This is a genomic window from Rhizobium sp. AG855, from assembly GCF_003610655.1.
GTDB lineage: Bacteria > Pseudomonadota > Alphaproteobacteria > Rhizobiales > Rhizobiaceae > Allorhizobium > Allorhizobium wuzhouense.
Map to the genome: position 1 here is coordinate 291,747 of NZ_RAQG01000005.1, position 18,075 is coordinate 309,821.

At 62.1% G+C, this 18,075-nt stretch carries 21 protein-coding genes; 11 read left to right on the top strand and 10 right to left on the bottom strand.

The window, feature by feature from the left end; translation table 11 throughout:
• The 5 genes from phnK to phnG are packed head-to-tail and all read right to left on the bottom strand — an operon-like array spanning window position 1 to window position 3,861.
• On the bottom strand, window positions 1-777 hold the full coding sequence (gene phnK, locus DFO46_RS20590) for a phosphonate C-P lyase system protein PhnK (protein ID WP_110792819.1): 777 nt from the start codon (window positions 775-777) through the stop codon (window positions 1-3).
• Window positions 774-1,676: an alpha-D-ribose 1-methylphosphonate 5-phosphate C-P-lyase PhnJ gene (locus DFO46_RS20595; RefSeq protein ID WP_110792820.1), complete on the bottom strand. Its 903-nt coding sequence runs from the start codon at window positions 1,674-1,676 to the stop codon at window positions 774-776. Before DFO46_RS20595 ends, phnK begins: the two co-directional genes overlap by 4 nt.
• Window positions 1,673-2,779: a carbon-phosphorus lyase complex subunit PhnI gene (locus DFO46_RS20600; RefSeq protein WP_120278866.1), complete on the bottom strand. Its 1,107-nt coding sequence runs from the start codon at window positions 2,777-2,779 to the stop codon at window positions 1,673-1,675. The genes DFO46_RS20595 and DFO46_RS20600 overlap by 4 nt, the downstream gene beginning before the upstream one ends.
• 3 nt (window positions 2,780-2,782) lie before the next feature.
• A complete protein-coding gene (gene phnH / locus DFO46_RS20605) occupies window positions 2,783-3,391 on the bottom strand; it encodes a phosphonate C-P lyase system protein PhnH (RefSeq protein ID WP_120278867.1) in 609 nt (202 codons plus the stop codon).
• The gene (gene phnG, locus DFO46_RS20610; RefSeq protein ID WP_120278868.1) at window positions 3,391-3,861 is read right to left on the bottom strand and encodes a phosphonate C-P lyase system protein PhnG; all 471 of its coding nucleotides are present in this window, start codon (window positions 3,859-3,861) and stop codon (window positions 3,391-3,393) included. Before phnG ends, phnH begins: the two co-directional genes overlap by 1 nt.
• 100 nt (window positions 3,862-3,961) lie before the next feature.
• On the opposite strand from phnG, the gene phnF reads away from it, so the two are divergent.
• A complete protein-coding gene (gene phnF / locus DFO46_RS20615) occupies window positions 3,962-4,684 on the top strand; it encodes a phosphonate metabolism transcriptional regulator PhnF (RefSeq protein ID WP_120278869.1) in 723 nt (240 codons plus the stop codon).
• 36 nt (window positions 4,685-4,720) lie between these two features.
• Here the strand turns inward: phnF and DFO46_RS20620 are convergent, their stop codons facing one another.
• Window positions 4,721-5,608 (bottom strand): SMP-30/gluconolactonase/LRE family protein, encoded by an 888-nt coding sequence (locus tag DFO46_RS20620; RefSeq protein ID WP_120278870.1) that lies wholly within the window; start codon window positions 5,606-5,608, stop codon window positions 4,721-4,723.
• Between the two features lie 80 nt (window positions 5,609-5,688).
• Here DFO46_RS20620 and DFO46_RS20625 point away from each other — a divergent pair, with 80 nt between their 5' ends.
• Complete coding sequence (locus tag DFO46_RS20625; RefSeq protein WP_120278871.1) at window positions 5,689-6,108, top strand: heme-binding protein; 420 nt, start codon at window positions 5,689-5,691, stop codon at window positions 6,106-6,108.
• Window positions 6,109-6,178: 70 nt separating this feature from the next.
• On the opposite strand, the gene DFO46_RS20630 is transcribed toward DFO46_RS20625, so the two are convergent.
• Together DFO46_RS20630 and DFO46_RS20635 are read right to left on the bottom strand one after the other, a co-directional pair.
• Window positions 6,179-7,216 carry an L-idonate 5-dehydrogenase gene (locus DFO46_RS20630; RefSeq protein WP_120278872.1) on the bottom strand — a complete coding sequence of 346 codons (1,038 nt, stop codon included), beginning with the start codon at window positions 7,214-7,216 and terminating at the stop codon, window positions 6,179-6,181.
• An 11-nt stretch (window positions 7,217-7,227) separates the two neighbouring features.
• Complete coding sequence (locus tag DFO46_RS20635; RefSeq protein ID WP_120278873.1) at window positions 7,228-8,175, bottom strand: 2-hydroxyacid dehydrogenase; 948 nt, start codon at window positions 8,173-8,175, stop codon at window positions 7,228-7,230.
• Between the two features lie 96 nt (window positions 8,176-8,271).
• On the opposite strand from DFO46_RS20635, the gene DFO46_RS20640 reads away from it, so the two are divergent.
• The 6 genes from DFO46_RS20640 (at window position 8,272) to DFO46_RS20665 (ending at window position 13,770) form a co-directional block, all read left to right on the top strand.
• A complete protein-coding gene (locus DFO46_RS20640) occupies window positions 8,272-9,030 on the top strand; it encodes an SDR family oxidoreductase (protein WP_120278874.1) in 759 nt (252 codons plus the stop codon).
• A 1-nt stretch (window position 9,031) separates the two neighbouring features.
• A complete protein-coding gene (locus DFO46_RS20645) occupies window positions 9,032-9,541 on the top strand; it encodes a gluconokinase (RefSeq protein WP_245422668.1) in 510 nt (169 codons plus the stop codon).
• Window positions 9,538-10,425 carry an NAD(P)-dependent oxidoreductase gene (locus tag DFO46_RS20650; RefSeq protein ID WP_120278876.1) on the top strand — a complete coding sequence of 296 codons (888 nt, stop codon included), beginning with the start codon at window positions 9,538-9,540 and terminating at the stop codon, window positions 10,423-10,425. The genes DFO46_RS20645 and DFO46_RS20650 overlap by 4 nt, the downstream gene beginning before the upstream one ends.
• Entirely contained in the window at window positions 10,422-10,754 is a 333-nt protein-coding gene (locus tag DFO46_RS20655; RefSeq protein WP_120278877.1) for a hypothetical protein, read from the top strand. The genes DFO46_RS20650 and DFO46_RS20655 overlap by 4 nt, the downstream gene beginning before the upstream one ends.
• Before the next feature lie 115 nt (window positions 10,755-10,869).
• Entirely contained in the window at window positions 10,870-11,883 is a 1,014-nt protein-coding gene (locus DFO46_RS20660; RefSeq protein ID WP_120278878.1) for a LacI family DNA-binding transcriptional regulator, read from the top strand.
• Window positions 11,884-12,123: 240 nt separating this feature from the next.
• A complete protein-coding gene (locus DFO46_RS20665; protein ID WP_183041986.1) occupies window positions 12,124-13,770 on the top strand; it encodes a phosphoethanolamine--lipid A transferase in 1,647 nt (548 codons plus the stop codon).
• A gap of 63 nt (window positions 13,771-13,833) precedes the next feature.
• Here DFO46_RS20665 and DFO46_RS20670 read toward each other — a convergent pair whose 3' ends face one another.
• On the bottom strand, window positions 13,834-14,226 hold the full coding sequence (locus tag DFO46_RS20670; protein ID WP_120278980.1) for a helix-turn-helix domain-containing protein: 393 nt from the start codon (window positions 14,224-14,226) through the stop codon (window positions 13,834-13,836).
• 197 nt (window positions 14,227-14,423) lie between these two features.
• On the opposite strand from DFO46_RS20670, the gene DFO46_RS20675 reads away from it, so the two are divergent.
• Window positions 14,424-15,323 carry an SDR family oxidoreductase gene (locus DFO46_RS20675; RefSeq protein WP_120278880.1) on the top strand — a complete coding sequence of 300 codons (900 nt, stop codon included), beginning with the start codon at window positions 14,424-14,426 and terminating at the stop codon, window positions 15,321-15,323.
• Window positions 15,324-15,517: 194 nt separating this feature from the next.
• Here DFO46_RS20675 and DFO46_RS20680 read toward each other — a convergent pair whose 3' ends face one another.
• A complete protein-coding gene (locus DFO46_RS20680) occupies window positions 15,518-15,814 on the bottom strand; it encodes a PRC-barrel domain-containing protein (protein ID WP_110792836.1) in 297 nt (98 codons plus the stop codon).
• Window positions 15,815-15,991: 177 nt separating this feature from the next.
• Here DFO46_RS20680 and DFO46_RS20685 point away from each other — a divergent pair, with 177 nt between their 5' ends.
• Together DFO46_RS20685 and DFO46_RS20690 are read left to right on the top strand one after the other, a co-directional pair.
• Window positions 15,992-16,648: a response regulator transcription factor gene (locus tag DFO46_RS20685; protein WP_120278881.1), complete on the top strand. Its 657-nt coding sequence runs from the start codon at window positions 15,992-15,994 to the stop codon at window positions 16,646-16,648.
• 1 nt (window position 16,649) lies between these two features.
• Window positions 16,650-17,990 carry a HAMP domain-containing sensor histidine kinase gene (locus DFO46_RS20690; RefSeq protein ID WP_120278882.1) on the top strand — a complete coding sequence of 447 codons (1,341 nt, stop codon included), beginning with the start codon at window positions 16,650-16,652 and terminating at the stop codon, window positions 17,988-17,990.
• The last annotated feature ends 85 nt before the right edge of the window (window positions 17,991-18,075 follow it).

Genomic DNA, 18,075 nt, shown 5'->3' on the forward strand with positions numbered 1-18,075 from the left:
TCAGACCTGCAGGATCGAGGATACGAGCAGCTGCGTATAGGGTTCGCGCGGGTCGTCGAGCACGCGGTCGGTGAGACCATGTTCGATGACATGTCCGTCCTTCATCACCATCATCCGATGGGAGAGAAGTCGGGCCACCGCAAGGTCGTGGGTGACGACGATGGCCGAGAGGCCCAGATCGTTGACGAGGCCACGCACCAGATCGAGCAGGCGGGCCTGGACCGAGACATCAAGGCCGCCGGTTGGCTCGTCCATGAAGACGAGGCGGGGGCCGGTGACGAGGTTGCGGGCAATCTGCAGGCGCTGCCGCATGCCGCCGGAAAAGGCGCGCGGCTGGTCGTCGATACGGTCGACGCCGATCTCGACGCGCTCCAGCCATTCCGTCGCGGTCTGGCGAATGCGGCCGTAATGCCGGTCGCCGACCGCCATCAGCCGCTCACCGACATTGGCACCGGCCGAGACCGTCATGCGCAGTCCGTCGGCCGGGTTCTGGTGCACGAATCCCCAGTCCGTGCGCATCAGGAAACGGCGTTCGGCCTCGCTCATGTGGTAGAGCTCGCGGTATTGACCGTCGCGCATGTGGTAGTCGACGCTGCCGGCGGTCGGTATCAATCGGGTCGACAGGCAATTCAGAAGTGTCGTCTTGCCCGAACCGCTTTCGCCGACGATGGCCAGAACCTCACCCGGCCAGAGGTCGAAGGAGACCTCTGTGCAGCCGATGCGGCTGCCGTAGAATTTCGACAGGTTGCGAACCTTGAGAAGCGGTTGATCGCTCATTCTGCGGCCTCCTTAGATTGGGCAAGCATCTCGCCGACATGGCCCTCGGCCTGACGCGTTTCGCAGTGATCGGTGTCCGAGCAGACGAACATGCGGCCGCCCTTGTCGTCGAGCACGACCTCGTCGAGGTAGACATGTGTGGCGCCGCAAAGCGCGCAGGGTTTGTCGAAGGTCTGGATCTCGAAGGGGTGATCCTCGAAGTCGAGGCTGACGACGTCGGTGAAGGGTGGAACGGCATAGATGCGCTTCTCACGACCGGCGCCGAAGAGCTGGAGCGCCTCCGACATGTGCATCTTCGGATTGTCGAACTTGGGTGTCGGGGAGGGGTCCATCACATAACGCCCCTCGACCTTCACCGGATAGGCGTATGTCGTGGCGATGCGGCCGTGCTTGGCGATGTCCTCATAGAGCTTCACATGCATGAGGCCGTATTCTTCCAGCGCATGCATCTTGCGGGTCTCGGTTTCGCGCGGCTCGAGGAAGCGCAAGGGTTCGGGGATCGGCACCTGATAGACCAACACCTGGCCTTCCTTCAGCTTCTCCTCGGGAATGCGGTGGCGCGTCTGGATGATCGTCGCGTCGCCGGTCTTCGTGGTCACGGCGACCTCGGCGACCTTCTGGAAGAAGGCGCGGATCGAGACGGCATTGGTCGTGTCATCCGCACCCTGGTCGATGACTTTCAGCGTATCGTCAGGTCCGATGATCGAGGCGGTCACCTGCACGCCGCCGGTGCCCCAGCCATAGGGCATGGGCATTTCACGGCTGGCAAACGGCACCTGATAGCCGGGAATGGCGATCGCTTTCAGGATCGCCCGGCGGATCATGCGTTTCGTCTGCTCGTCCAGATAGGCGAAGTTGTAGGATGCAAGTTCGGTTGCTTCGGTTGCCGGCGCGGTCATTCTGCGGCCTCCTTCATATCTGTCTGGGGGATAGCGCTTGCCTCGTGCTTCGCCCGCATCCGGCGCACAAGATCGAGCTCCGCCTGGAAGTCGACGTAATGCGGCAGCTTCAGGTGCTCGACAAAGCCGGTCGCCTGCACGTTGTCGCAATGGGAGATGACGAATTCCTCGTCCTGGGCTGGGGCGACGACATCCTCACCGAATTCTTCCGTGCGAAGCGCCCGGTCGACGAGCGACATGGACATGGCCTTGCGTTCGCTCTGGCCGAAGACAAGGCCGTAGCCACGGGTAAACTGCGGTGGCGCCTTGGCCGAGCCTTTGAACTGGTTGACCATCTGGCATTCGGTCACCCGGATTTCGCCGAGCGAGACGGCAAAGCCGAGTTCCGGAACATCGAACTCCACCTCGACCAGACCCATGCGGATTTCGCCGACAAAGGGATGGGTGCGGCCATAACCACGCTGGGTGGAGTAGGCGAGTGCCAAGAGGAAACCTTCATCACCACGGGCGAGCGACTGCAGGCGCAGGTCACGCGGCATCGGAAATTCCATCGGCTCGCGGGTGATGTCGCCGGCTAGATGATCTTCGGGCATCTCGCCATCCGGCTCGATCAGGCCTTCGCCGTCGAGGATGTCGGAGACGCGCATGACCGGCTCGTGGGCGTCTTCGCGCAGTTCCGGACCGGCAATCTCGTCATCTTCCAGCAACGTCGGATCGAGCAGACGATGCGTGTAGTCGAAGGTCGGCCCGAGCAGCTGGCCGCCGGGCAGGTCCTTGTAGGTGGCAGAGACGCGGCGCTCCACCCGCATGGCCCCGGTCTCGACCGGCAGCGAGGTGCCGAAGCGGGGAAGGGTGGTGCGGTAGGCGCGCAAGAGAAAGATTGCCTCGATCATGTCGCCCCGCGCCTGCTTGAGCGAGAGCGCTGCAAGCTTCACGTCATAAAGCGAGGCCTCGGCCATGACCCGGTCGACGGAGAGGCCGAGCTGGGCAACGATCTGGTCGATGGTGACCGAGGGCAGGTTGCGATCGCCGCGACGACGGTCGGCGAGCAGGCGATGGGCGTTGGCGATGGCCTTTTCGCCACCCTTGACGGCAACATACATGGCTCAGGCCTCCAGATGGCGGATCTTGGTGGTGCGCGGCAGGGCCAGAAATTGGCGACCGCAGGTCAAAACGACATCGACACCGCGCGGGAACTGGGCGCGGTTGTCGGTCCACTGACGCAGGAACGTGTCCGACAAACCCTTCGGCGCGATCGTCTCGGTCTCGCGAATGCCGGGGCCGCGCAGATCGAGGCGAGGGCCGCCCTCTAGGCTCTGCACTTCAAGGATCAATGTCGTCGACCGGTCGGGATAATCCTGGCTGCCGAGGGTGAAATGGGCAAGCGACGGCGGCTGGGCGCCCGCCTCGACAAAGGCGAATTTCGCTTCGGTCTTTTTCGGTGTCAGGGGCGCTCCGGTGTGGAAACCGATCCAGCCAGGCAGGGCGGACTTCGACAGCGTGGAGGTCAGCCAGACCGGCGTGTCATGATCGCACAACGTCAGGAGCAGGGCGCCGGCTGCGGCACCGAGCGGTGAGGGGGGCCCAACGCGCGGCAGCACGGAGCCGATTGTGCCCGGCCGCGCTATGGCGTCCATCACGGCACGAAACACCGTCTGGGCATCGAAGACGGCATCGGCAAAGCCGCCGACCAGGCTTTCAGTCGTCTGGGTCATCAGTCTTCTCCCCTGACCATGGTGAAAAAATCCACCTTCGTGGCGGCCGTTTCCTCGCGCGTCTGGCGAGCCTCGTCTTCGAGGCGGGCCGTGATCTCGGAGAAAAGCCCGGCCTCGAGTGTGGCGAGTGCGGACGCATCCTGTGCCAGCGCATCGATCAATGCTGCGAGTGTTGCGGCCTTGCGATCGGTGCCCAAGCGGTACCCGTGACCGACCCGGCCGTCGCTGAGGCGAATGCTGGCGCGGCTCATCGTCGCCTCGCCCAGATTGAAGGGCGCACCACCGCCACCGATCCGGCCACGGATCATCACGAGGCCCGTTTCAGGGCCGCGCAACAGGGCGTGATCGGGAACATCACCGAGGCCGGCGAGTGCCGTCTTGAGTTCCGGTCTTGTGGCGCGGGCGAGCAGATCGACGATCCGCTTGCGGGCCGGCATCTCGGCCATTTCAGTCTGAAGGGCTCTGTTCATCGCCAATCCTCATAATGTCTATTAATATAGACAACCATACAAGTTACTGTATGATTAGAGGTGCGGCGTGACAAGGGTGTGACAGGGGCAGGCAAAAAGCATGATTCAAAAACAGAAGGGAGTGTCGCTCTGGCGGCAGATTTCCGATCGTATCCGCGCCAACATCGCGGCCGGGCTTTACGACGCCACGGATATGCTGCCGGCGGAGACGGCGCTGGCGCAGGAATTCGGGGTCAACCGGCATACGGTGCGGGCAGCCCTTTCGGCGCTCGCGCAGGAGGGGATCGTCAAGGCATCGCAGGGGCGCGGCACGATGATCGAGCGGCGCGACAAGTTCGATTTCCCGATCGGCCGCAGGACGCGCTTCACCGAGGGCATCGGCGATCAGGCGCGGGATCTGAAGGGCGTGCTCTTGGCCTCACAGACTGAGGCCGCGTCGGTGGAGGTGCAGAAGCGTTTGGGGCTTACTGCGGGCGAGACCGTGCTGCGGCTCGACGGCGTCCGCCGCGCCGATGGTCGCGCCGTCTCCCGGTCGACCATGTGGTTTCCGGCCAACCGCTTTGCCGGGATCGATGAAGCCTTTGCTGAAAGCGGCTCGATCACGAAAGCACTCGCCCGCTTCGGCATTGATGACTATTTGCGTGATTTTACGGAAATCTCGGCCGTCCATGCCGAACCGGATGACGTGGCGAGCCTGGAGCTCACACCCGGCGCCATCGTGCTGGTCACCCGCGCCTTGAACACCGACACGGCGGGCCGACCGATCCAGTACGCGATCACCCGCTTTCCGGCCGACCGGGTGCAGTTCACCATCCGCAGCTGATCCCGAAAAAGCGGGCGAGGGAAGGACCCTCGCCGCTCAGCAGCCGCGACGGTTGAGCGCAACGGAATAGACGCTGGTCGAGGCGGTGATGAACAGCACGTGTTTGTGGCGTCCGCCGAAACAGACATTGGAGACGGTCTGCGGCACAAGGATCTTGCCGAGCAGTCGCCCATCCGGCGCGATGCAATGCACGCCATCACCGGCCGAGGACCAGAGATTGCCGTCCTGATCGACACGCATGCCGTCGGCGCAGCCGGGGGAGATCATCTGGAACACGTCGCCGCCGAACAGTGACCAGTCGGAGCCGACATCGAAAGCTCTGATATGCCTGCTATCCTGGGTGAAGATGCGCCCGGTATCGGCGACATAAAGCCGCTTTTCGTCAGGGCTGAAGCACAGCCCGTTCGGGCCGTTGAAGTCGGTCAACACAGCCTTGATCGAGCCATCGGGATCGACGCGGTAGACATTGCAGGGCAGTTCCTGCTCCGACTTTGTCCCCTCATAATCCATCGAGATGCCGTAATGTGGATCGGAAAACCAGATCGCACCATCCGAGGCGACGATGACGTCATTGGGCGAATTCAGTCGCTTGCCTTCGAAACTGTCGGCAATGACGGTGATCGACCCGTCGATCTCGGTGCGTGTCACCCGCCGCCCGCCATGTTCGCAGGTGATCAGCCGGCCCTGCCGGTCGCGGGTATTGCCGTTTGAGAAGTTGGAGGGCGAGCGGAAGACGCTCGTTCCGACGTCGGGAATCCAGCGATACATGCGGTTGTTCGGGATGTCGGAAAAGACGAGGCAATTCAGGTCACCGAACCAGACGGGACCTTCGACCCAGTCGAAGCCGGCCGCGATTTCCTTGACCGGCGCATTGCCGAGCACATAGGTGGAAAAGATCGGATCGACGACTTCGAAGAATGCCATTGCGATTGCCTCCCGCGTGCGTACATGGTCTGATATCGATAACATAAACGGCTTTTGTCGCAAGCAGGAGAGAAACAGAGATGAGCTTTACACAGGAAAGCGCCCGCCTGACGGATGCCGGCGTGCTGGCCATGCAGTCGGCCGCGATCGAGGCCGCATCCAGCATGGGCCAGCCGCAATGCATCGTGATCGTCGACCAAAGCGGGGTGGTCTTGAGTTCCTTCCGAATGGCCGGTTCGCGCTTCCTGTCCTTGAAGAGCGCGCTTGCCAAGGCCCGCACCGCCGCCTCGATCAACGGTCCGAGCGCCAGCATCCCCGAGCATGCCCGGCTGCTCATCGCCGGCGCCACGCAAGGGGAGGTGACGGGCCTGAAAGGTGGGCTTCCGATCCGCATCAAGGGCGTGCTCGTCGGTGCGATCGGCGTCGGTTCCGGCTCGGGCGAACAGGACGAAGACGTGGCTCGCGCGGCGCTGGCTGCGATCGACGCGGAAACCGTCTGAGATAGCTTTCCACCTCATTGGTCGAGGCGACAGGAAGTATCCCGCCGCCTCGAACCTCCTTCGTGCCTGCTTACGCCGTCGAAAAGGTGATCTGCGCCTTCATCGCCCGGCTGCGGTCCGAGGCGATCTCGAAGGCAGAGATGGCGTCAGACAGCGGCACGGTATGGGTGATCAGCGGCTTCACATCGATCAGGCCCTTGCGCATCAGCTCGACACCCGTCGCGAACTCCTCGTGGAAGCGGAAGGAGCCACGCAGCTCCAGTTCCTTCGACGTGATCGCCATCATCGGCAGGCTCATGTCTCCGCCGAGGCCAAGCTGGACAATGACGCCGCGCGGACGGAGCGCTGCAATGCCGCCGGCAAGCGCCACAGCGGCGCCCGAGCATTCATAGAGCACGTCGAATGTACCCTTGTCGGCTGAATAGGCGGCGAGCGCCTCCGGCTCGTCCTTGGTATTGATCACCGGGTCGGCCCCGGCGGCTTTCGCCATGGCGAGGGTGAAATCTGAAAGATCCGTGGCGACGATTTCCTTCGCACCTGCCCGTCTTGCGGACAGGATCGACAAGACGCCGATCGGCCCGCAGCCGGTGACGAGCACGCGCTTGCCCAGCATCTCGCCGGCACGACGCGTTGCATGCAGCGTGACCGCCAGTGGTTCGGCCATGGCCGCTTCACCGGCCGACAGGCCGTCGCCCGCGACGCACTGGATGGCGTCGGCCACCAGACTTTCGCGAAACGCACCCTGGATGTGGGGGAAGGACATGGCGCTGCCGTAGAAGCGCATGTTGAGGCACTGATTGTGCAGACCCTCTTGGCAGTAACGGCAGCTGCGGCAGGGGCGGGAGGGGGAGACCGCCACCAGCTGGCCAACTTCCAGGCCTGTCACGCCGGCGCCCAGCTCCTCAACCACGGCCGAGACCTCATGGCCAAGGATCATCGGCTCCTTCAGACGCACCGCACCGAAGCCGCCATGATTGTAGTAATGCAGATCACTGCCGCAGATCCCGCCGGTGGCGAGCCGTAAACGCACTTCTCCGGGGCCAACCACGACATCGGGCGTGTTTTCGATGCGAACGTCCTTGGCCGCATGGGCGACGATGGCTTTCATCGGATGTCTCCTTACAAGACAGGCGTCGGCAGGGGATTGCCGGCGAAATGGGCGGTCAGGTTGTCGCGCACGAGCTTGCCCATCGCCTTGCGAGTCTCGATCGTGCCGGAGGCGTGGTGCGGCTGCACCAGCACGTTGTCGAGCTTGAGGAAACGTGGATTGAGCTTTGGCTCGCCTTCGAAGACATCGAGCGCAGCCGAACCGAGCGCACCGCTTTCCAGAGCCTCCAGCAAGGCATCCTCATCGATATTCGAGGCGCGGGAAATGTTGATCAGCATGCCCTCGGCCCCAAGCGCCGCAATCACATCTCGTCCAACGATGTGGCGGGTGTCGGCAGAGGCCGCGAGCGTGACAAAGAGGAAATCCGAGCGTTCGGCAAGCTTCACCGGATCAGCGATGAACTCCATGCCCTCGGCAAAGGATTTCGGGCCTACATCGCTATAGGCTATCTCCATGTCGAACCCCTTGAGGCGCTTCGCCACCTCGAAGCCGATGCGCCCGAGGCCGAGCACGCCGGCACGGCGCCCCCAGACGCGACGCTTCAGCGGATAGAGTCCCTTGGACGCCCAGCTGCCATCCTTCACCCAGGTTTCGGCACCAATCATGCCCCGCGACTGGCAGAGCATCATGGCAACGCCGAGATCGGCGACATCATTGGTGAGCACATCAGGCGTGTTGGTGACGCGGATGCCGCGCTCGCGGCAGGCGGCCAGATCGACCGCATCGAAGCCCACGCCATAGACGGAGATGATCTCGAGATGGGGGCAGGCCTCGATCATCGCTCTGTTGGCGCCGAGTTCGCCGCGGGTCGCAATGCCACGGACCTCAGGTCCGACCTTGGCGAGCAACGCACCCTTGTCTTCGGCCTCGAAATAGCGATGCACGGCAAAGGCTTCGTTCAGCGGTTCCTCGTCCCATTGTGGATAGGGACCCACCTGCAGGATGCCGGATTTCGCCATTCTCGTCTCCTCCCATGGAAATGTCTTGACAGTTTATGTTATCGATAACATAAGCGCCTTCAAAGGTGCTTGTCGAGACAAAATGTGGAGGAAACCATGTCGCTGAAACTTTTCGATCTGAACGGTCGTCGCGCGCTGGTGACCGGCTCGTCACAGGGCATCGGCCTGGCGCTGGCCAAGGGTCTCAGCGATGCCGGCGCCGAGATCGTGCTCAACGGTCGCGATCCGGCCAAACTTGCAGAGGCGACCTCGCAGTTTGCCAAACCTGTCCAGATCCTGACTTTCGACGTCACCGATCATGGCGCCGCCCGCAGCGCCATCGACGGCTTCGAAGCCGAGCACGGCGCGATCGATATCCTCGTCAACAATGCCGGCATGCAGCATCGCGGACCGCTCGAAGAGTTTCCCGAGTATGCATTCGAGCGGCTGTTGAAAACCAATATCTCCAGCGTCTTCAATGTCGGTCAGGCTGCTGCCCGCCACATGATCAAGCGCGGTCGCGGCAAGATCATCAACATCGCCAGCGTCCAGACCGCACTCGCCCGCCCTTCGATTGCGCCATATACGGCGACCAAGGGTGCCGTCGGCAACCTGACCAAGGGCATGGCGACCGACTGGGCAAAATACGGCCTGCAATGCAATGCCATTGCACCAGGCTATTTCGACACGCCGCTGAATGCCGCCCTCGTTGCCGATCCGGAATTCTCCGCCTGGCTGCAAAAGCGCACACCTGCCGGACGCTGGGGCAAGGTCGAGGAACTGGTCGGCGCCTGCATCTTCCTGTCGTCCGATGCCTCCACCTTCGTCAACGGCCATATCCTCTATGTCGACGGCGGCATCACGGCCTCGCTGTGAGATGACAGGCAACCGCAAGGTCATCGTGATGGGCGTGGCCGGAAGCGGAAAGTCGTCGGTTGGGGCGGCCCTCAGCACCAGGATGGGAGCGCCTGACATCGACGGAGACGACCTGCATTCGACCGACGACATCGCCAAGATGAGCGCCGGGATTGCACTGACCGATGACGATCGCTGGCCCTGGCTCACTCGTATCGGGGAAACGCTTGCCCAGCATCCGGGCACGATCCTGATCGGCTGTTCAGCGCTGAAACGCGTGTATCACGACCTCATTCGCAAGACTGCCGGCTCCCCGGTGACCTTCATCCATTGTGCCGGAAGCCAGGCGCTGATCGCCGAGCGCATGGCGAAACGGCCGGGCCATTTCATGCCGACGTCACTGCTCGACAGCCAGTTTGCAGCGCTTGAACCACCGGGCGCCTACGAGGCTGCGATCACGCTGGATATCGCAATGCCGCTGGTCGATCTCGTGGCCAAGGCCATGAAACAATTTTTGGAGGACCGGACATGACCCTGAAGATCGCCCTGATCGGGGCTGGCGCCATGGGCGGCGCCATTGGCACGCGGCTGGTGAAGACCGGCAATGCCCTGACCGTGTTTGATCTCGATCCGGAGAAGGTGGCGACCCTCACCGCACTCGGTGCGACATCCGCAGCCTCGGCCGCAGACGCAGCCGCCGTCTCCGATTATGTCATTCTCAGCCTCAACGCCCCGAAAATCGTGCGGGCCGCTGTGCTCGGCAAAGATGGCGTGGCCGATGGTGCACGGCCCGGTACATTGATCATCGACATGTCCTCGATCGATCCGGAGGCGACGAAGGAGATTGCGGCAGATGCGGCGGAACGTGGTCTGCGCTGGGTGGACAGCCCCCTTTCTGGCGGGGCACCCAAGGCGCTCACCGGCGAACTCACGCTGATGGCTGGCGGCAGCGAGCAGGACGTCGCCGACGCCCATGTCGTACTGAAACACGTCGCCAGCAACTACGCCCATATGGGACCGGTTGGCGCCGGCCAGATCACCAAGCTGATCAACCAGGTTCTGTGCGGGCTGAACTTCCTCGCGGTGGCGGAAGCAACACAACTGGCGCTCGATGCCGGCGTCGATGCGGCCAAGATCCCGCAGGCGCTCAAGGGCGGGCGCGCCGACAGCGCCATCCTGCAGGAATACATGCCGCGTTACGTTGCCCGCGATTATCGTCGCACCGGTCGCATCGACAACATGGTCAAGGACCTGAACGGCGCCCAGGATCTGGCGCGCCGCACCAATACGGCCATGCCACTGACGGCCGTCTGCGCCGAGGTGCATCGCATGCTGACGGCGGCCGGCCTCGGCGGCGAGGACCAGGCGGCACTGATGGAGTATTTCAAGGGAGCGAGGAGCAAGTTGGAGCCATGATCACACGTTACGCCCTGTTCGAAGGGACAAACAAACCAGGCCAGACGGAGGCCTTCCGGGCTGCCGTGATGGCGGAAATCCTGCCGCGCTGGAAAGAGTTTCCAGGCGCACTCGATGTCCGGGTCTCCTTTGCCGAAGCCCGCCACGATGGCGCACCGGAATATCCGATGATCCTTGCGATCAACTATCCGGATCTGGCCGCCGTCGATGCAGCCCTGGCCAGCCCCGTGCGCACCCAAGCCAGGGCTGCGACGGAAAGCGTGCTGTCCCGCTTCTTCGACGGGCGCATCCATCATCACGTGACGCTCGCCAACGAGTTCTCGCTCTGAAATCCGCGTCCCCATGCGCGTCAGAAATGGCCGCATGGGGATGACATTGTCTCGCGTCTTGCATTGGTGAGACAAACACGCTGTAGTGCCCTGATATCGATAACAAAGGGCCGATATGAGCCAGATTCGCAAACCACCGACCATGGCGGATATTGCGCGGGTGACCGGTGTGTCGCCCATGACGGTCTCGCGCGCCTTCAAGACCGACAGTCTGATCAGCAAGGAAACGCGGGAAGCCATCCTACAGGCGGCCGAAGATCTCGATTACGTCTTCGATTCCACCGCATCAAACCTGCGCTCGCAAAAGACCGACTTTGTTGCGGTCACCATTCCCTCGCTGAACAATGCCAACTTTGCCGATACCGTCGGTGGCCTCTCCGAAACGCTTGCACAGCGGAACATGCAGATCCTGCTCGGCTACACCAATTACGACATGGCGGAAGAGGAACGGCTGATCGAGCAGCTGCTTCGCCGCAAACCTCAAGGCATCGTGGTCACCGGCGGCAAACACACGCCGCGCGCCCGCAAACTGCTGGAAAACGCCCATATCCCCGTCATCGAGACCTGGGATGTGCCGGCGGAGCCGATCGGGAATTTCGTCGGCTTTTCCAATGCCGGCGTGGTGCGCGACATGGTCGACCATTTCGTCCGAGCGGGTTACAGCCGAATCGCCTTCATCGGCGGTGATGTCGGGCGCGACACGCGCGGCAGCGACCGCCGCCTCGGCTTTCTCGAGGCCATGAAGGCGCATGGGCTTGATACGTCGCGGCTGATTGCGGCCGGACCGCCACCAATTTCCATGCGCGAGGGCGCGAACGCCATGGCGCTTCTGCTTGCCGAATACCCCGATACGGACGCCGTCATCTGCGTCTCCGACCTCTCGGCTTATGGTGCACTCACCGAATGTCAGCGCCGGGGCATTGCCGTCCCCGATCAGATCGCCATCGGCGGTTTTGGCGCGTATGAAATCGGCAGTATCTGCGTGCCGACGCTGACCACCATTGATGCCCATGCGCGCGACATCGGTCGCCGCACCGGTGCGCTGCTCCTCGGCATTCTTGACGGTCGCGCAGATGTCGGTGACGTCTTGATCAAGCCGGAGCTGATCGTGCGCGAAAGCACGCGCTGACCGGGCGAGCGCCACTACCGGTGTGAGACATAGAGCAGTTCCAGCAAAAGTGCGAAGCGGTTTTGCGTCCGGAATTGCGTGAAAACAAAGACATAGTTCATTGCGACGCCGATTAGCTCCAAGGTCTTCGGGAGGTTCCGGCTTTGGACAGGGAGGGGAACAGAACGTATTCACCGCATGAAACGCGTTCAGGTGCGTGTCAGCTTTATCCTTCAGAGCTTCCGGCAAATTTACAGTGCCATGAAGGATACCGCATTGCCGGCCTTGCTCCGATCTCTTCCTCGACCCCGCATCAGCAGCGAATGGCTGAGCGTCCTCGTTTCGGCCTATCTGCTGGTCTTCATGAATGCGACCTTTTGGCACAAGTCCGCAGCCTATCTGTCGGGTGAAACCTTCGCGCTTGCGTGTCTCGCGATCGGGCTGTTCGCCGGATTCGTGGCGATCCTCGTCACCTTTTCAGCCAAATTCGTCATCAAGCCGGTCCTGGTGTTCCTGATCCTGTCGGCCACTGCCTCGGCCTGGTTCATGGACCGCTTCGGTGTGGTCATTGACAGCGAGATGATCCGCAACGCCGCAGAGACCACCGGTCCCGAAGCCGGCCATCTGATCACGCCGACATTTCTCTTCCATATCGCGCTTTACGGTCTGCTGCCGTCGCTTCTGGTGATCTGGGTCGAGGTCAAGCACCGCACGCTGCTGCGAAAGGTGGTGCGAAATCTCGCCGTCATAGGGCCGGCCGTGCTGGTTCTAGCAGGAGCCGGTGTCACCAACAGTGGCACCTTCATCTTCAATATCCGCGAACATCGTGACTGGTTCCGCAGCCTGAACCCGATCTTCCCGATCGGTGCGGCCATCAGCTACGCCGTCAAGTCGACCGAGGAAAAGAACATCGTGGCCGAACCGATCGGGCTCGATGCGAAGGTGACGGATGCCCTTCAACCCGGCGCACGCAAGCCGCGCGTCACCATCATCGTGGTGGGCGAAACGGCGCGGGCGCAGAATTTTCAGTTGGGCGGCTATGAGCGTGCCACCAATCCGGAACTCTCCAAGCGGGATATCTTCTATTTCAAGGACACGTCCAGCTGCGGAACGGCGACCGCCATCTCCGTGCCCTGCATGTTCTCACGCTATACCCGCAGTGAATACTCCCACGCCAAGGCCCTCGCGACCGAAAATCTGATGGACGTTCTGGGGCACGCGGGCGTGCGCACCGAGTGGTGGGACAACAACACGGGCGACAAGAACGTCGCGGACCGTATCGGCAGCCAGGACTTCTTCAAGATGAAGGATCCTCGCTACTGCACGAATGGCGAATGCCTGGACGAGATCATGCTCGACAAGGTCGACGGCTGGCTCGACGGGGTGAAGGGCGATTCCGTGCTGGTTCTGCACCAGCTCGGCAATCATGGCCCGGCCTATTATGCCCGCTACCCGGAGGCTTTCCGCAAGTTCACGCCCGACTGCCGCACGGTCGAATTCAAGGATTGCACGCCTGAGACGATTACCAACGCCTATGACAATGCGTTGCTCTATACCGACTTCATTCTGTCCTCGATCATCGACAAGTTGAAGGCACGCGATACAAGCATCGACGCCTCCATGATCTACATGTCAGACCATGGCGAGTCGCTCGGTGAAAACGGGCTGTATCTGCATGGCACGCCCTATTTGTTCGCGCCGAGCCAGCAGACACATATCCCCTTCGTGCTCTGGCTCGGATCGATGGCGAAGTCTCAGGTCGACACCACCTGCCTGAGTGCCAAGACGTCCGAAGCAGCCTCGCATGACAATCTGTTCCACACGGTGCTCGGCATGATGCATGTCCAAACCGAGGTGCGCGATCCGGAACTCGATATCGTTGGCAGTTGCAAAGCCGCGACGAGTTGATTGCGATGAGGGAAGCCTTGCCGATCTGAGCGCCTGACCTTCAGATCGGACCGGGGTCGCCGATTAGCGCAATTTTCGGACCGGAGGATTGTCGACGTCATATTGGCGGCGTGACTGTTGAATCCGCCCATGGTGCTCCACCGACCAGAAGACCAAGCCGGCGATCGGTCCGATCAGGGATTGTCCCAATTCTGTCAGGCTGTATTCCACGCTTGGCGGTTGCGTCGGGAAGACTTCGCGATGCACGAGGCCGTCGCGCTGGAGGGTGCGAAGGGTGCTTGTCAGCATCGCCTGCGAAATGTCGGGAATGGCGCGGCGTAACTCTCCGAAGCGATGGTTCTGCGTGCACAAGACCTGCAGGATCAGCGATGCCCATTTGTCACCGATGTGCGAGAACACGTCGCGGACAGGGCAATTCTTGGGATCGAAAGGGCCGCCTGCCGGCTCGGCCAGCATGGCCTTGATCGCACCGATCGCCTGATCGACGTCCGGATTCAGTTTCACATGTGCGGTCACCGGTATTCTCCATCCGACGTGGTTCTAAAAAACTGCCTACTTTACGGCGTCTCACGGATCTGCAATCTACAGCAACTCTGAAAAACAGACCAGCACTGTTTTTGAGCCCAATTCATCGCTGCAAGGATGTATGATCCATGACTGCAAAATATCTCGTCACCGGCGCTTCCGGCAAACTTGGCCAGAGCGTCCTTCACCATCTGACGGAAACCTACAAGGTCGCACCCGCCGATATCGTGGCTGCCAGCCGGAAGCCCGCAGCGCTCGCCACCTGGGCAGATAAGGGCGTCCAGACACGTGCGGTCGATTTCGATGACATCGCGTCGATGGAAAAGGCCTTTGAAGGCGTCGGGCGGGTCCTGATCATCAGCACCGACACGCTCGATCGTCCGGGCCATCGTCTCATCCAGCACAAGGCCGCAATCGCTGCCGCCGAAAAGGCCGGCGTCCAGCACCTGCTTTACACCTCCATGCCGGAACCCGCCAATTCGCCGTTGCTCTTTGCGCCCGACCACGAAGGAACGGAGGCAGCGATCAAGGCGAGCTCGATCCCAGGCTGGACCATCCTGCGCAACAACTGGTATTTCGAAAACATCTTCTTGTCGGCCGGCCCTGCCCTCGCATCAGGCCACTGGTATTCGGCCGCCGCCGGTGGACGCATCGCGCATATCGCCCGTGACGACATCGGGCGGGCTGCTGCGGCAGCCCTGATCGCCCCCAGCGACGCGAAGATGATCTACACTCTGACCGGTGCCAACTCCTATAGCCACGCTGATATCGCTGCCCTCATCAGCGCTGCTGCCGGCAAGGAGATCGCCGTGGTCGAGGTGCCGCTGGAAGGCCTCGTGCAGGGCATGGTCGGTGCCGGCCTGCCCGAGCCGGTCGCACGCGTCTACGCCTCCATCGATACCATGGTCGGCGTCGGCGGCCTGGCCCAGGTCACGACGGACTACAAGACCCTGACGGGTCTCGAACCTCAGGCTTTCGAGGGCTGGATCAAGAGCCAGGCCGGAGCCTTGAAGGCGCTGATCAACTAAGCCGTTCCGGAGACGTCCAGGGAGCACTGAGACGGCGCGCCCGCCACGAGGCCGTCTCACTTCCGGACCTTCTGAGCACATCGCCCGGGCATTCCCGCCCGGGCGATTGGCAAGATTCTGTGCGCGCACCTGCTGCCCCAGGAAATCAAAAACCCGGCACAAAGGCCGGGTTTTCGCAAATCTGTGGACCGAGGTCAGTGTTTATGCTCGGGCATGTCCTTGAGCTGATCCTTCGTCCAGGCCGTGACGGCATGAACATCGCCATCCTCGTCGCGCATGAAGTCGAGGTCGCTCAGCGGCACCGAAACCGGTTTTGCACCAATGCCAAGGAAGCCGCCGACATCGATGACGGCATGGCTCATCGCCCCGACACCGTGCACGTGGTCGACTTTCCCGACCTTGTGGTCGTCTGCGCCGTAAACGGTAGCGCCCTGCAGAACCGAGGGGGTGAGTTCGGTCGCGGTGAGGCGGACGTGATTGCTGTGATCCATTGTCGCTCCTTCCTGTGTTGCAAGCCCACACACAACTCATGCGGCGCTGCAACAGTTCCCTCTGATCACGGGATCCGTTTGGCCTCCCCCATCTGTCTCCAAAACGCCGGCCTTGACCTTTCAGGCGGGGAGATTACCAACTAGCCGCAAGTTTCATGGCCTCCACGGGGCGAATATATGCGCGTATTATTGGTCGAAGACGATGAGTTGCTGGGGGATGCGGTCCGCACACATGTGCGGCGGCAGGGGCATGCCGTCGACTGGGCCATGACGCGCGAGGCGGCTGAGGCGAGCCTTGCAGCCGCGCCCTATGATCTCGTTCTGCTTGATCTGAGATTGCCTGACGGAAATGGCATCGACATCCTGAAAGGACTGCGCGCAAGGCGGGACTCAACGCCGGTGATCATCATGACTGCGCACGACCAGGTGTCGGATCGCATTGCCGGCCTCAATGCTGGCGCAGATGATTATCTGGTGAAGCCGGTCGACATGGGCGAGCTTGAGGCGCGCATGCAGGCAGTTGCGCGGCGCTATGGAAGCCAGCAACTGCCGGAGGTGACGCTGGGCACCCTGAAGATATTTGTCGCCGAACGTCGCGTCATTTCGGAAGAGGGCGTCGATATCAGTCTGTCGTCACGCGAATGGGCAGTGCTCGACCGCCTGATCGCCCGCCGCCATGCGATCGTCTCGAAGGGGCAGCTCGAAGAGGCGCTCTACGAATTTGGTGCCGAAGTGGAGAGCAATACGGTGGAAGTCTATGTCAGCCGTCTGCGCAGAAAGCTCGGCAAGGACGTGATCGAGACGATGCGCGGTCTCGGATACAGGATTGCTTGAGATGGCAAGGAAACCGGCGAGCCTGTCCCGCACCCTGACCGTCTCGCTTGCCGCCCTCCTGTTTGGCTTCTGGACGATCGCCGTGCTGCTCGGGATCTCGATCATGCGCGACGAATTCGACGAAGTCTTCGACAGTGGCCTGCAGGAAACCACGGAGCGGCTGGTGCCCCTCGTGGTCGATGACCTGTTTCGTCGCGAAGCGCGCGAAGAGCCATATCGTGTTGTCGATCCCCGGCCCGACATTCACGATCAATACCTCACATACCAGGTGCGTGATGCCTCGGGGCGCGTCCTCCTGCATTCGAACAATGTCTCCGCCGAGCCCTATGGGGCACCCCTCGTCCCGGGTTTCTTCAGGGATGGCGACCGGAGAATTTTTACCGTGGCCACGGTGAGCGACAGCCTGTTCGTACAGGTCGCGGATTCGCTTGATCACCGCCGCGAGGCGACGCTGGAAAGTGCTCTGGCCTTGCTGCTTCCGATCATGATTCTACTGCCGCTGGGCATGCTTGCCATCTGGTGGATCGTCTCTCGTGCCACGGCACCTGTCGCGCGTCTGGGCGACGCCATTTCTGAGCGCAGCGGTGCGAATATGGCACCGATCGAGATGGCAGACCTGCCGGCGGAGCTGGCCGCGATCCCGGGTTCGATCAACACACTCCTGGAGCGATTGGCCGCGACCTTGCAGGCCGAGCGGGATCTGTCGGCCAACAGCGCGCATGAATTGCGCACACCACTTGCCGGCGCTCTGGCTCAGACAGAATTGCTGGTGGCGGAGCTCGACGACAGCGCTGCCCGAGCGCGCGCCGTGCAGGTCCAATCAGCCTTGCGGCGGCTCTCTGCCATGGCGGAAAAGCTGCTGCAACTTGCCCGCGCTGATGCGGGCATTGGCACCGCCACCGAACCGTCGGACCTGTTTGCGCTTTTCGACTTCGTGCTCGAGGATTTCGTGCGGTCTCACCCGGCGGTCGAAATCGAGGTGACACGGGATCGCCCGCAGGAAGCCGTCCTCCTGCCGATCGATCCGGATGCCTTCGGGATTGCCTTCAAGAACCTGCTCGAAAACGCAGTCAAATATGGCGCCGAGGCTCGGCCGATCAAGGTAAGTGCCTTGGCAGAACGCCGTATCAGTGTGGTCAACGTGGTCGAGGGACGGCTGGACGAGGATGTCGAACAGTATCGCCAGCGCTACCGCCGAGGCCGCACGAACCAACCGGGATCCGGCCTCGGGCTGGCAATCGTTCATCGATTGATGGCGCAGATGAACGGCAGGCTGAAGCTGCGATCGCATGTCGCCAACGACGGAGAGGCTGTTTTCGAGGCCGTGCTCGATTTTGCCTGACGATGACGCATAAGGCAGCTCTGGACGAGGGCAGCCCGCAACCGTAACCTTGGGTAATTGCCAGCCCCATCCGCCACATGCCGAC

Bases quoted from the DNA above. Each gene is read 5' to 3' on its own strand.
- phnK (WP_110792819.1), bottom strand. From the start codon at position 777: ATGAGCGATCAACCGCTTCTCAAGGTTCGCAACCTGTCGAAATTCTAC.
- DFO46_RS20595 (WP_110792820.1), bottom strand. From the start codon at position 1,676: ATGACCGCGCCGGCAACCGAAGCAACCGAACTTGCATCCTACAACTTC.
- DFO46_RS20600 (WP_120278866.1), bottom strand. From the start codon at position 2,779: ATGTATGTTGCCGTCAAGGGTGGCGAAAAGGCCATCGCCAACGCCCAT.
- phnH (WP_120278867.1), bottom strand. From the start codon at position 3,391: ATGACCCAGACGACTGAAAGCCTGGTCGGCGGCTTTGCCGATGCCGTC.
- phnG (WP_120278868.1), bottom strand. From the start codon at position 3,861: ATGAACAGAGCCCTTCAGACTGAAATGGCCGAGATGCCGGCCCGCAAG.
- phnF (WP_120278869.1), top strand. From the start codon at position 3,962: ATGATTCAAAAACAGAAGGGAGTGTCGCTCTGGCGGCAGATTTCCGAT.
- DFO46_RS20620 (WP_120278870.1), bottom strand. From the start codon at position 5,608: ATGGCATTCTTCGAAGTCGTCGATCCGATCTTTTCCACCTATGTGCTC.
- DFO46_RS20625 (WP_120278871.1), top strand. From the start codon at position 5,689: ATGAGCTTTACACAGGAAAGCGCCCGCCTGACGGATGCCGGCGTGCTG.
- DFO46_RS20630 (WP_120278872.1), bottom strand. From the start codon at position 7,216: ATGAAAGCCATCGTCGCCCATGCGGCCAAGGACGTTCGCATCGAAAAC.
- DFO46_RS20635 (WP_120278873.1), bottom strand. From the start codon at position 8,175: ATGGCGAAATCCGGCATCCTGCAGGTGGGTCCCTATCCACAATGGGAC.
- DFO46_RS20640 (WP_120278874.1), top strand. From the start codon at position 8,272: ATGTCGCTGAAACTTTTCGATCTGAACGGTCGTCGCGCGCTGGTGACC.
- DFO46_RS20645 (WP_245422668.1), top strand. From the start codon at position 9,032: ATGACAGGCAACCGCAAGGTCATCGTGATGGGCGTGGCCGGAAGCGGA.
- DFO46_RS20650 (WP_120278876.1), top strand. From the start codon at position 9,538: ATGACCCTGAAGATCGCCCTGATCGGGGCTGGCGCCATGGGCGGCGCC.
- DFO46_RS20655 (WP_120278877.1), top strand. From the start codon at position 10,422: ATGATCACACGTTACGCCCTGTTCGAAGGGACAAACAAACCAGGCCAG.
- DFO46_RS20660 (WP_120278878.1), top strand. From the start codon at position 10,870: ATGAGCCAGATTCGCAAACCACCGACCATGGCGGATATTGCGCGGGTG.
- DFO46_RS20665 (WP_183041986.1), top strand. From the start codon at position 12,124: ATGAAGGATACCGCATTGCCGGCCTTGCTCCGATCTCTTCCTCGACCC.
- DFO46_RS20670 (WP_120278980.1), bottom strand. From the start codon at position 14,226: ATGCTGGCCGAGCCGGCAGGCGGCCCTTTCGATCCCAAGAATTGCCCT.
- DFO46_RS20675 (WP_120278880.1), top strand. From the start codon at position 14,424: ATGACTGCAAAATATCTCGTCACCGGCGCTTCCGGCAAACTTGGCCAG.
- DFO46_RS20680 (WP_110792836.1), bottom strand. From the start codon at position 15,814: ATGGATCACAGCAATCACGTCCGCCTCACCGCGACCGAACTCACCCCC.
- DFO46_RS20685 (WP_120278881.1), top strand. From the start codon at position 15,992: ATGCGCGTATTATTGGTCGAAGACGATGAGTTGCTGGGGGATGCGGTC.
- DFO46_RS20690 (WP_120278882.1), top strand. From the start codon at position 16,650: ATGGCAAGGAAACCGGCGAGCCTGTCCCGCACCCTGACCGTCTCGCTT.